General features: G+C 71.9%; 13 protein-coding genes and 1 tRNA gene. 13 read left to right on the forward strand and 1 reads right to left on the reverse strand.

The features are described from left to right. The first annotated feature begins 65 nt into the window (after positions 1-65). The 11 genes from IR155_RS01120 to IR155_RS01170 all read left to right on the forward strand — a co-directional run bounded on the left by IR155_RS01120 (position 66) and on the right by IR155_RS01170 (position 9,962). On the forward strand, positions 66-1,013 hold the full coding sequence (locus tag IR155_RS01120; protein WP_135112334.1) for a type II secretion system F family protein: 948 nt from the start codon (positions 66-68) through the stop codon (positions 1,011-1,013). 40 nt (positions 1,014-1,053) lie between these two features. Then, entirely contained in the window at positions 1,054-1,254 is a 201-nt protein-coding gene (locus IR155_RS01125) for a DUF4244 domain-containing protein (RefSeq protein WP_135112336.1), read from the forward strand. 59 nt (positions 1,255-1,313) lie between these two features. Continuing rightward, on the forward strand, positions 1,314-1,622 hold the full coding sequence (locus IR155_RS01130; protein ID WP_233441059.1) for a TadE family type IV pilus minor pilin: 309 nt from the start codon (positions 1,314-1,316) through the stop codon (positions 1,620-1,622). 42 nt (positions 1,623-1,664) lie between these two features. Beyond that, positions 1,665-1,997 (forward strand): Rv3654c family TadE-like protein, encoded by a 333-nt coding sequence (locus IR155_RS01135; RefSeq protein WP_135112338.1) that lies wholly within the window; start codon positions 1,665-1,667, stop codon positions 1,995-1,997. Between the two features lie 97 nt (positions 1,998-2,094). Next, positions 2,095-4,935 (forward strand): type I DNA topoisomerase, encoded by a 2,841-nt coding sequence (gene topA / locus IR155_RS01140; protein WP_135112340.1) that lies wholly within the window; start codon positions 2,095-2,097, stop codon positions 4,933-4,935. After that, positions 4,932-5,558 (forward strand): dTMP kinase, encoded by a 627-nt coding sequence (gene tmk / locus IR155_RS01145; protein ID WP_135112342.1) that lies wholly within the window; start codon positions 4,932-4,934, stop codon positions 5,556-5,558. Before topA ends, tmk begins: the two co-directional genes overlap by 4 nt. 487 nt (positions 5,559-6,045) lie before the next feature. Next, complete coding sequence (locus IR155_RS01150; RefSeq protein WP_135112344.1) at positions 6,046-7,221, forward strand: DNA polymerase III subunit delta'; 1,176 nt, start codon at positions 6,046-6,048, stop codon at positions 7,219-7,221. Further along, positions 7,218-8,768, forward strand: a complete 1,551-nt coding sequence (locus IR155_RS01155) for an alpha/beta hydrolase (RefSeq protein ID WP_135112346.1) — start codon at positions 7,218-7,220, stop codon at positions 8,766-8,768. Before IR155_RS01150 ends, IR155_RS01155 begins: the two co-directional genes overlap by 4 nt. A gap of 88 nt (positions 8,769-8,856) precedes the next feature. Further along, a tRNA-Thr gene (locus IR155_RS01160) sits at positions 8,857-8,928 on the forward strand. Positions 8,929-9,084: 156 nt separating this feature from the next. Continuing rightward, on the forward strand, positions 9,085-9,516 hold the full coding sequence (locus IR155_RS01165) for a rhodanese-like domain-containing protein (protein ID WP_135112348.1): 432 nt from the start codon (positions 9,085-9,087) through the stop codon (positions 9,514-9,516). A 62-nt stretch (positions 9,517-9,578) separates the two neighbouring features. Then, positions 9,579-9,962, forward strand: a complete 384-nt coding sequence (locus IR155_RS01170; RefSeq protein WP_135112350.1) for a hypothetical protein — start codon at positions 9,579-9,581, stop codon at positions 9,960-9,962. Positions 9,963-9,966: 4 nt separating this feature from the next. Here IR155_RS01170 and IR155_RS01175 read toward each other — a convergent pair whose 3' ends face one another. Continuing rightward, positions 9,967-10,554 (reverse strand): GyrI-like domain-containing protein, encoded by a 588-nt coding sequence (locus IR155_RS01175; RefSeq protein WP_194210268.1) that lies wholly within the window; start codon positions 10,552-10,554, stop codon positions 9,967-9,969. An 89-nt stretch (positions 10,555-10,643) separates the two neighbouring features. Here IR155_RS01175 and IR155_RS01180 point away from each other — a divergent pair, with 89 nt between their 5' ends. Both IR155_RS01180 and IR155_RS01185 read left to right on the forward strand, forming a co-directional pair. Then, positions 10,644-11,240, forward strand: a complete 597-nt coding sequence (locus IR155_RS01180) for an isochorismatase family protein (protein ID WP_135112352.1) — start codon at positions 10,644-10,646, stop codon at positions 11,238-11,240. Next, on the forward strand, positions 11,237-12,043 hold the full coding sequence (locus IR155_RS01185; RefSeq protein ID WP_135112353.1) for a transglutaminase-like domain-containing protein: 807 nt from the start codon (positions 11,237-11,239) through the stop codon (positions 12,041-12,043). Before IR155_RS01180 ends, IR155_RS01185 begins: the two co-directional genes overlap by 4 nt. The last annotated feature ends 5 nt before the right edge of the window (positions 12,044-12,048 follow it).

The raw sequence follows: 12,048 nt of genomic DNA on the forward strand, positions 1-12,048 counted from the left end.
GTGCGGGGCGGGATAGCGCGGGCCCGGATCGGGCGCGCAAGAACAGGAGATCGCGCGAGCCGAGGATGAATCGGCGCGGATCCTCCTCTGTTCGCCGGATCTCCTCGCGTCGGTCGGCGGGGGACGAGGCGGCCGCCATCGCGGGGCGTGTGCTCAAGCTCGCTGTGCTGCTGCAGGCGGGGGCGAGCCCCGACGCTGCGTGGCGCCACCTCGCAGGCACCGGCGACGCCGACGCCGAGCGCATCGCGCGCCGCGCCGCGGCCGGAACGCCGCTGCCGGACTCGATCGAAGCCGAGGCCGCGCGCCCGGGCGGCGACCCCTGGCGCGACGTGGCCGCGGCATGGGACATCGCCGCCACCGTCGGCGCGCCGCTCGCCGACTGCCTCCGGTCGATCGCCGCGGCCCTGCGCGATGCGCGCGAGGCACAGGACGACGTCCGGATCGCCCTTGCCGAGCCCGCGGGCACCGCGCGGCTCATGACGTGGCTGCCGCTCGCGGGCCTGCTGCTCGGCGCGGCGCTCGGCTTCGACGTGCTGGGCGTCCTCTTCACCCATCCCGTCGGCATCGCCTGTCTCCTCGTCGGCGCCGGGCTGCTGCTGCTCGCGCGCGGATGGACGCGCCGGCTCGTGCGGACGGCGCAGCCGCCGCCGGGGACACCGGGGATGCACGCCGAGCTGACGGCGATCGCGCTGAGCGGCGGAGCATCGATCGAACGCGCGCAGCGGCTGGTCGCAGAAGCGCCCGGCGGGCCCCGGCCCGGGGCGGAGGAGACGGCCGCGGTGCTCGCGCTCTCCCGCGACGCCGGAGTCCCGGGCGTCGAGCTGCTGCGGGCGACCGCCGCGCATGAACGTCAGAGCGCCCGCACCGAGGGACGCCTCCGCGCCGCGAAGCTCGGTGCCCGCCTGCTGCTGCCGCTCGGGGTGTGCACGCTGCCGGCGTTCCTGTGCCTCGGAGTCGCGCCGATGCTGCTCGGCGTGCTGTCGGCCACCCCTCTCCCGGAACTGCCCGGGTGATCCACCGGCCCCAGGGCCATCCCTACAGAAAGAAGGAGTCATGACGACATTCGAATCCGACACCACGACCCCGTCCCTCGGCGACCTGATCGCCGACGACACGGGAGCATCCACCGCCGAGTACGCGATCGTCACGATGGCGGCCGTCGCCTTCGCGGGCGTCCTCGTCGTCATCATGCGCTCGGGCGAGGTGCGCGAGATCCTGACGGATCTCGTCCGCCGGGCGCTCAGCGTGGCGTGAGTCGCTGCCGCGTGCGTCCGACGCGTCGCAGACAGGATCTGCGCGGCGAACGCGGTTCGGTGGCCGCCGAGCTCGCGGTGGCGCTTCCCGCGGTTGTCGTGGTGATCGCCCTGGGAATCGGCGGCCTGCTCGCCGCCTCGACCCACGTCCGTCTGCAGGATGCGGCGGCCGACGCGGCGCGGCTGCTCGCCCGCGGCGAGCCGGGGGAGCGCGCCGCGGGCGTGGTCGCCTCGGCCGTCGCGGGCGCCCGCAGCGCCTCGTCCCACTCGGGCGACCTCGTCTGCGTCACCGCGACGGCCGACGTGCCGATCGCCGGCATCCCCGTCACGCTCACGTCGTCGAGCTGCGCGCTGGCCGGGGGCCTGTGATCCGACGTCGCGGCGAGCGGCGCCCCTATAGAGAGGAACGACATGGCCGGATCCGCGCTCGCCGCGGGCGTCGTCGCGGCGTCCGCGGTGCTGATGCTCGGCCTCGCCGCGGCCGGATCCGCCGCGGTCGAGAGCCAGCGGATGGCGTCGGTCGCCGACGCGGCGGCACTCGCGGCGGCGGATGCCGCATCGGGTGCGGTCACGGGAGACCCGTGCGCGCGTGCCGCGGAGGTGGCGGGCGCCCAGCGCGCATCCGTCTCGGCGTGCGCGGTCGACGGGCTGATCGCCACCGTGACCGTCGGCGGACTGTTCGCCGGGATGCCGACGACCGCGACCGCGCGGGCCGGCCCGCCTCCTCCCGGCGGACCCGGCTGAGCCCGCCGCACGCGCCGCGTCGCCTTTCGGCTCACTGCATCTCACGCCAGTGCACAGTCGCCGGTGTGTATGGTTTGCAACGACGAAAGGACACCCGTTGTCAACAGGCAAGAAGCTCGTCATCGTCGAGTCCCCGACGAAGATGAGGTCGATTCAGGGCTACCTCGGCGATGAGTACGAGGTGCTGAGCTCGGTGGGTCACATCCGTGACCTCGCCGGCAAGCGCGACATCCCCGAGAAGGACCGCGCCGCGTACGGCAAGTACTCGATCGACATCGACAACGGCTTCGACCCCTATTACGTCGTCAGCGACCGCAAGACGAAGACTGTCTCCGAGTTGAAGCGGGCGGTGAAGGGCGCCTCCGAGGTCCTGCTCGCCACCGATGAGGATCGCGAGGGCGAGGCCATCGCCTGGCACCTGCTCGAGACGCTCAAGCCCAAGGTGCCGGTCAAGCGCATGGTGTTCCATGAGATCACCAAGGACGCCATCCGCGCCGCGGTCGAGCGCACGCGTGACCTCGACCTCGCGCTCGTCGACGCGCAGGAGACCCGTCGCATCCTCGACCGCCTGTACGGCTGGGATGTCTCGCCGGTGCTGTGGCGCAAGATCGGCAGCGGCGCGGGCGGGCAGGCGCTGAGCGCCGGCCGCGTGCAGTCGGCCGCGACGCGCCTGATCGTCGACCGCGAGCGCGAGCGCATGGCGTTCGTGGCGGCCGACTACTGGGGCATCCAGGCGACCGCCGCCCGCTCCGACGAGGGCTTCTCGGTGCGCCTCGTGCGCCTCGACGGCGCCTCGCTCGCCGTGGGCCGCGACTTCGACGACCGCGGACAGCTCAAGCGCGCCGTCGTCGTTCTCGACGAGAAGGCCGCCCGCGCGCTCGCGACGGCGCTCGACGCCACCGGCGAGGCGACCGTCACCAAGGTCGAGGCGAAGCCCGGCAAGCGCCGGCCCTACGCGCCGTTCACCACGTCGACGCTGCAGCAGGAGGCCGGCCGAAAGCTCGGCCTGTCGGCCAAGAACGCCATGTCCGTCGCGCAGAGCCTCTACGAGCGCGGCTACATCACCTACATGCGCACCGACTCGACCAACCTCAGCGCGCAGGCGATCAACGCCGCCCGCGAGCAGGCCGTCGCGCTGTACGGCGAGCGGGCGGTGCCGCTGAAGCCGCGCGTCTACGCCTCCAAGAGCAAGAACGCGCAGGAGGCGCACGAGGCGATCCGCCCGTCCGGCGAGCAGTTCCGCACCCCGAAGCAGGTCGCGGGCGAGCTGGGCCGCGACGAGCAGCGGATGTACGAGCTGATCTGGATGCGCACTGTCGCGAGCCAGATGTCCGACGCCGAGTTCGAGACCACCACGGTCACGCTCGAGACGCAGGCCGACGGCAAGACCGCTGAGCTGACCGCATCCGGCACCGTCTACACCTTCAAGGGCTTCCTCGAGGCGTACGAGGAGGGCCGCGACGAGCGCCGCCGCGACGCCGACGAGGAGGCGAACCAGTCGCTGCCGCAGGTCGCCACGGGCGATCGCGTCTCGCTGTCCGACGCCCAGGCGAAGGCCCACTCGACGACCCCGCCGCCGCGCTACACCGAGGCGAGCCTGGTCAAGGCGCTCGAGGAGAAGGGCATCGGCCGTCCCTCGACCTTCGCGAGCATCATCGGCGTGATCCTCGACCGCGGCTACGCGTCGAAGCGCGGGCAGGCGCTCGTGCCGTCGTGGCTCGCCTTCAGCGTCGTCCGCCTGCTCGAGCAGCACTTCGCCGCGCTCGTCGACTACGACTTCACGGCCGAGCTCGAGGACGACCTCGACGCGATCGCGCGCGGCGAGCAGAAGCGCGTCGAATGGCTGCGCTCGTTCTACTTCGGATCGGGCGAGCACCCCGGCCTGCGCGGCATCGTCGACAACCTCGGCGAGATCGACGCCCGCGCCCTGAACGCGACGCCGCTGACCGACACGGCGACGCTGCGCTTCGGCAAGTACGGCCCGTACATCGACGTCATCGACCCGGCCGACCCCGAGGGCAAGTCGCGCATCGTCAACGTTCCCGAGGACCTCGCGCCCGACGAGCTCACCGCCGAGAAGGTTCAGGAGCTCATCGACGCCCCCATCGCGGGCGACCGGGTGCTCGGCGAGAACCCCGAGAACGGCAAGCTCGTCGTCGTCAAGGACGGCCGCTTCGGACCGTACGTTCAGGAGCAGGATCCGGTCGATCCGGATGCCGTCGACGAGGCGACCGGGGAGGTCGCCGAGGAAGCGCCGAAGAAGCGCACGACCAAGAAGGCCGCCGCTCCCAAGCCGCGCACCGCCTCGCTGTTCAAGTCGATGTCGCCCGAGACGATCGACCTCGACACCGCCCTGCAGCTGCTGTCGCTGCCCCGCGTGGTGGGCACCGATCCCGCCACGGGCGAGGAGATCACGGCGCAGAACGGCCGGTTCGGCCCGTACCTGAAGAAGGGCACCGACTCGCGCTCGCTTGAGAGCGAGAGCCAGATCTTCGACATCACGCTCGAGAAGGCGCTCGAGCTGTACGCCCAGCCGAAGTACGGAGCCCGCCGCGCCTCCAGCGCCCTCAAGGAGTTCGAGGCCGATCCGGTCAGCGGCAAGCCGATCCGGATCCGCGACGGCCGCTTCGGCGCGTACGTCACGGACGGCGAGACGAACGTCACGATCCCGCGCGGCACCACGCCCGACGAGATCACGTTCGAGCGCGCGGTGGAGATGCTGGCCGAGAAGCGCGCGAAGGGCCCGGCTCCGAAGCGCGGCCGCGCGGCCGCCAAGCCCGCCGCGAGCAAGACGACAGCGGCGAAGAAGGCTCCCGCGAAGGCGACGACCGCGAAGAAGACGACGAAGGCCGCGTCCACGTCGCGCTCGGAGGCGGCGAAGAAGGCCGCGGCCACCCGGGCCGCCAACAAGGCGAAGAAGGACGCGGAAGAGCAGTGAGCGCAAGCCGCGGCCTCTGGATCACCCTCGAGGGCGGCGACGGGTCGGGCAAGACCACCCAGGCGCGCCTGCTTCACGAGTGGCTCGAGGGCACCGGTCGCACCGTCGTCCGCACGCGCGAGCCGGGCGGCACCGAGGTGGGCGTGCTCATCCGCGACATCGTCCTTCATCATCGGGGTGACATCGCTCCCCGCGCGGAGGCGCTGCTGTATGCGGCGGATCGCGCCCATCATGTCGAGACGCTGGTGCGCCCGGCGCTCGCCCGGGGCGAGGTGGTGATCCAGGATCGCTACCTCGACTCGTCCGTCGCGTACCAGGGCGCGGGCCGCGTGCTCGATGCGACCGAGGTGCGCGGGCTCTCGCTCTGGGCGGCCGACGGTGCGCTTCCGGACGTGACGGTGCTGCTCGACCTGGATCCGGCGACGGCACGCGCGCGCCTCGACGCGGCCGACAAGCCGTTCGACCGGCTGGAGTCCGAGAAGGACGAGTTCCACGCGCGCGTCCGCGCGGCCTTCCTCGCGCTCGCGGCCGAGGAGCCGGAGCGCTTCCTCGTGCTCGACGCCTCCCGCCCGGTCGAGGACCTCGCCGCCGCCATCCGCGCCCGCATCCAGCCCCTCCTCTGACCCCGCGGGCGGTCCTGCGTCGTCGTCTCGACTCGCTGGCGCTCGCTCGACAACCGGGGGCTGACGACCCGCGCGAAACGGGCTGTGCCCCGCCCCCCTGTGCCCCCGTGCGAGCGCAGCGAGCGTGGAGCGAAGCGACTGCCAACCATCTCCAGAACGTGACGTCCTCACCCCGGATGGAGCGAAGCGACAGCCCGAGATCGCGAGCGCCGGCGCGAAGCGTCGGCCGAGTGATCGAGCACGTTCACTGCACTACCCGCGAAGCGGAAAAGGACCCGACCTGTGCCCCCGTGCGAGCGCAGCGAGCGTGGAGCGAAGCGACTGCCAACCATCTCCGAACGTGACGCTCCCGCCCCGGATGGAGCGCAGCGACAGCCCGAGATCGCGAGCGCCGGCGCGAAGCGCTGGCCGAGTGATCGAGCACGTTCACTGCACTACCCGCGAAGCGGAAAAGGGAACGTCAGACCCCCGGGATAGGGTGGACGCCATGACCTCCGTGGCCGCGCCGACCCTGCCGTGGGGCGAGGTGTGGGGGCAGGATGACGCCGTCGAGACGCTGCGCGCTGCGGCATCCGACCCGGCCGCCCTCTCCCACGCGTGGCTGATCACGGGGCCTCCCGGCTCGGGCCGGGCGCCTCTTGCGCGGGCGTTCGCGGCGGCGCTGATCGCCGAGCGGCCCGACGACGAGCACACGATGCGCCAGGTCATCGCGGGCACTCATCCCGACCTCACGGCGCTGCGCACCGAGGGCGTCATCATCTCCATCAAGGACGCGCGCGCGATGGCCTCGCGGTCGTACCTCGCGCCGTCGGCCGGGCGGTACCGGGTGATGGTCATGGAGGACGCCGACCGGATGACCGAGCGCACGTCGAACGTGCTGCTGAAGGCGCTCGAGGAGCCGCCGGAGCGCACGGTCTGGATCCTGTGCGCCCCGAGCGATGCCGACCTGCTGCCGACGATCCGCTCGCGTGTGCGGGTGCTGCGGCTGCGTGAGCCGGAGGTCGAGCAGGTCGCCGCTCTCATCACGGCCCGCACGGGGGCCGATCCCGTGATCGCCGAGCAGGCGGCGCGTCACGCGCAGCGGCACATCGGCATGGCGCAGCGCCTGGCCACCGATGAGGCGTCTCGCATCCGGCGCGATGAGACCCTGCGCGGCGTCCTGCGGGTGCGCGGCATCGCCGACGTGGTCGAGGTCGCGGGGCAGATCGTGCAGGCCGCGACCGACGACGCGAAGGCCCTGACCGCGGAGCGCGACGAGGCCGAGCGCGCGTCGCTGCTGCGCACGGTCGGAATCGCCGACGGCGCCCGGATCCCGCCGGCGGTGCGCAGTCAGCTGAGCGCCCTCGAGGACGAGCAGAAGAAGCGCGCGACGCGCAGCCTGCGCGACGGCCTCGACCGTGTGCTCACCGACCTGCAGTCACTGTTCCGCGACATCGTGATGCTGCAGTTCCGCGAGGATGCCGACATCATCAACCTCGAGCTGATCGACGATCTGCGCGAGCGCGCCGCGGCCTGGCCCGCGGAGCGCACCCTCACCGTGCTCGACCACATCGCCGAGACCCGCGAGGCGCTCGAGCAGAACGTGCAGCCGACGCTCGCGCTCGAATCGCTGCTCGTCACCGTGGTCAGCGGACGACGTCCCCTTGGAGGAAGACAGGCGTGACCTCTCACATCCGTCGCCTGCTCGCCGCAGTCGCCATCCTGCTCACGGGCGCGCTCGCGCTCTCCGGATGCCTCTACGCGCAGATCCCGCCGACCGAGGAGGGAGGACCCTGCGTCACCCAGCCCGAGGTGGGCGCCGATGTCAGCTCCGAGCTCCGGCCGTTCTACGAGCAGGAGCTCGACTGGGCCGACTGCGGCAACGGCATGGAGACGGCGACCGTGACGGCGCCGCTCGATTGGAACGACCCGAGCGCCGGCGAGATCGAGCTCGAACTCGTGCGGCAGCCGGCGACGGGCGGCGACTCGCTCGGATCGCTGCTGATCAACCCCGGCGGTCCCGGCGCGAGCGGCTACGACTTCGTCGCCGAGTCGGTCGACTTCGCCGTGAGCGAGCAGCTGCAGGAGCGCTATGACATCATCGGCTTCGACCCGCGCGGTGTGGGCCGCTCGACGCCCGTGAAGTGCCTCGACACGGCGGGGATGGACGACTTCCTCTACGACCTTCCGCAGCACCCGCGCGGAACGCCGGAGTGGGAGGCGGAGCTCGTCGCCGAGAACCAGGGCTTCGCCGACGCGTGCGAGCAGAACAGCGGCGGCATCCTCGAGTTCATCACCACCGACCAGGCCGCGCGCGACATGGACCTCATCCGCGGCGTGCTCGGCGACGAGAAGCTCACGTACCTGGGGTACTCGTACGGCACGTTCCTCGGGGCGACGTACGCCAAGCTGTTCCCCGACCGCGTCGGCCGGCTTGTGCTCGACGGCGCGATCGACCCGTCGGTGTCGGGGACGGATGTCGGCATCACCCAGGGGATCGGCTTCGAGCGGGCGCTGCGCACCTACATGCAGTCGTGCCTCGACGGCGAGGGCTGCCCCTTCGACGGCACCGTGGATCAGGCGATGGGCGACCTGTCCGCCCTGCTCGCCGCGGTCGACCGGTCGCCGCTGCCCGCCCCGGACGACCGGCAGCTCGGCGCCGACACCCTCGTCACGGCGATCGTCGCCGCGCTGTACGCGCCCGAGAACTGGACGTACCTGACCCAGGCGCTGAGCGAGGCCCTGCAGGGCGACCCGACGACCGCGTTTATGCTCGCCGACTTCTACAACGGGCGCGAGAACGGCGAGTACGCCGACAACTCGAGCGAGGCGTTCCAGGCCTACAACTGCATGGACTATCCGGTCGCGCAGTCGCAGGAGGCCGAGGATGCGGCATCCGCGCTCCTGGAGAAGGAGGCGCCCACCATCGCTCCCTACTGGGAGGGGCCCGGCGTGTGCGAGGTCTGGCCGCATGAGCCGACCGGCGTCCGCGAGAAGATCGCGGCATCCGGGGCCGCGCCGATCGTCGTGATCGGCACCACCGGCGATCCGGCAACTCCCTACGACTGGGCGGTGTCGCTCGCCGACCAGCTCTCGAGCGGCGTGCTCGTGACGTACGAGGGGGAGGGCCACACGGCGTACAACGGCCAGAGCGACTGCGTCGATCAGGCCGTCGACGCCTACTTCCTCGAGGGAACGGTGCCGCAGGACGGCCTCCGCTGCGCGCCGTGATGCGACCCTCCCGGGCGGTCGCCCCGGTTCGGAGCACCGTTTCGGATCGGGTATGATTGATCTTCGTGCCGCGCGAGCGGTGCGAATCGCCACCTTAGCTCAGGGGTAGAGCAGCTCACTCGTAATGAGCAGGTCGTCAGTTCAAATCTGACAGGTGGCTCGATAAGGCCCTCGGACTCCACTCCGGGGGTCTTTTTATGTTCCCGCACGGCCATTCGGCGCCGCAGAGGGCGGAGGACCGCAGTTCTGCGAAGGATTTCTGCCGGTTCCGGCGTTCGGCGCCCGCTCGTGCCTCCGGGTGTGGCGCAATTGACGCATGACCGACCTCGCCCCGTCGCCCGCTGACACCTCCGACGCCGTCTCCTGGTTCGAGCGGAAGCTGCGCCACGAGACCGACCCCTCCGACGTCGCGGCCGCACGTGCCGCCCGCGAGCCGATCACCGTCATCGACGTGCGCAACAAAGCCTCCTTCGACCAGGGTCACGTGCCGGGCGCGATCCACCTGCCGCGCCCCGAGATCGCCGCCCGCCACGAGGAGCTCGCGGGCCTGCCGGGCCTCGTCGTGTACTGCTGGGGGCCCGCCTGCAACGGCGCCACGCGCGCGGCGCTCGAGCTGAGCCGCCTCGGCTACACGGTCAAGGAGATGATCGGCGGCTTCGAGTACTGGGCGCGCGAGGGCCTCGCGATCCAGACCGCCGAGGGGCGCAGCCGCCGACCCGTCGATCCGCTCACCGCGCCGCTCGCCTGAACGCGGGTGCTCACCTGAGAGACTGAGACGGTGAGCCCGCTTCCGCCCCCGTCGCCGCGCGCATGAGCGCCGGCGGAGCGCTCGGAGCGATCACCGAGATCCTCAGCTGGGTCGGCATCGGCGCGGCGGTGCTGTTCGGCGTCGCGGCGCTGATCGTCCGGCTCGCCGACGGCGCCTGGCAGCCGGTCCGCGGGGTCGTGATCGACGACGTCGTCCGCTGGTTCGGCGACGACGGCGTGCACGAGGCCCCGCTCACGCCGGAACTGCGGGCGGCGGCCACGCGCGACGAGCTCGACCTGTTCCACCGCATCGGCACCCGTGACGTCGTGCGCCTCCACCGGCATTCGCCGTGGCCGCGGCTGCTCGGGGGCGTCGCGCTCGCCTGCGGCACCGTCGGCGTCATCGCGGTGATCGTGCAGATCGCGGCGATGATCCTCGCGGACTGAAGGCTCAGGCCGGCCCCACGGGCTGACGCAGGATGGTGCGCCGCCGCTCGGGAGGCACGCGGCGGAAATCGCTGAGGTAGATCTCGTGGTGCCGCCCGGTCGGCACCAGACCTTCGGCCGGGATCGCCTCGTCGTGCATGCGGGCGAGCACCGGCCCCTCGTCGTCGAACGCGCCGACGTGCAGCGTCTGCAGGCACCGGCCCTCCGCGAGAGGCTCGAGGCGCACCTCCGCGGGCGCGTCGACGCCGGCGAACAGGGAATCCTCGACCCACTCGGGCACGAGGATCATCAGCGTCCAGTGCCACAGCGACTTGTCGCGCGCGCTGGTGAACACCGCCATGTCGTCGGCCCACCACAGCCCCTCGAGCGGCGGCACGACGTAGTCGCGGCCGAGTTCGCGCCGGCTCGCGAACTTGAGCCGATACGCCACGAGGTAGAGGGCCTCGATCGCCTCGCCGAACGCGCCGGTGTTGGGATCGCCGTGCCCGTCGATCATCAGGTATCGCGCGTCCGGGACGTCCAGGAAGCGGAACTCGCCGCGCTTCGCGCGGTACCCGTCCAGCGTCTTCTTGAGGTCGACCTTCTCAGGCATCCGGATCTCCTCGGGGCAACGGGACGGGGCGTCGGCTCGTGAACGGACGTGCCGTTCTCGCCAGCGAGGCGGCGGCGTACGCTCGGAACATGACCAGGGCACTGCTGATCGTAGACGTGCAGAACGACTTCACCGAGGGCGGCGCGCTCGGCGTGACGGGCGGCGACGCGGTCGCGGCGGGCATCACCCGCCACCTGGCCGAGCACGCGGTCGACTACGCCGTGATCGTCGCGTCGCGCGACTGGCACGACCCCGACAGCGACAACGGCGGGCACATCGTGCCGGCCGGCAGCGAGGGCGCGCCCGACTTCGTCGACTCGTGGCCGCCGCACTGCATCGCCGGCACCGAAGGCGCCGAGTACGACCCGGGCCTCGACACCGCCGCGGTGACGCATCACGTCAAGAAGGGGCAGGGAAAGCCCGCGTACTCGATGTTCGAGGGAGTGACCGACGACGGCGACACTGTCGCGGCCGTTCTCGCTGCGCGCGGCATCGAGACCGTGGATGTCGTCGGCATCGCGACGGATCACTGCGTGCGGGCGACCGCGCTGGATGCGCTGGAGCACGGTCAGCACGTGCGTGTGCTCACCGACCTGATCGCCGGGGTCGCCGCCGAGCCGAGCGAGGCAGCCCTCGCCGAGCTCGCGCATGCCGGCGCCGAGCTCGCCTCGAGCGGGCGGGCATGACCGCGCGCGACATCCGCGTGACGCTGGACATCGAGGTCCAGACTCCGAGCGAGCTGGAGATGCAGATCGCCGTCGCCCACGTGCCGGGCATCGAGGTGGACGAGGCGCTCGAGGTGACGCTCGACGGCGCGCGCGTCGACGTGGAGGAGCTCGTCGACCCCCTGGGCGGCCGGATCCACCGGATGCAGCTGGGCGCGGGGGAGCTGAGGGTCGCATATCGCGCCGCGGTCGAGGACCCGGGAACACCCGTCGCCGTCGCGCCGCACGACCGATCCGTCTACCTGCGACCGAGCCGCTACGCCGAGTCCGACCGGTTCCTCGCCCTCGTCGGCTCGCAGTTCGACCGCGGCCGTACACCTGCCGAACTGGTGGACGACGTGGTCGCGTTCGTGGCGTCGCGGCTGAGGTACGTCCCCGGCGTCAGTGACGTGAACGACAGCGCGATCGACACGCTGCTGGACGGCGCCGGCGTCTGCCGCGACTACGCCCATCTGACGATCGCGATCCTGCGGGCACTCGGCATCCCGGCGCGCCTTGCCGCGGTCTACGCGCCCGGTCTCAGCCCCATGGACTTCCATGCGGTCGTCGAGGCGATCGTCGACGACGAGTGGATCGTGGTGGATGCGACGCGGCTGGCTCCCCGGCAGACGCTCGTCCGGATCGCGACGGGCCGGGACGCGGCCGACACGGCGTTCCTCGACAATCACGGCGGATCCATCCTGCTGCGCTCGTACGGCATCCTCGCGACCGCGCGGGGCTCCCTGCCCGTCGACGACGGCACGCAGCGGCTGCGGCTCGCGTGATCCGC

The sequence above is a fragment of the Microbacterium paludicola genome (assembly GCF_015235415.1).
GTDB lineage: Bacteria > Actinomycetota > Actinomycetes > Actinomycetales > Microbacteriaceae > Microbacterium > Microbacterium paludicola.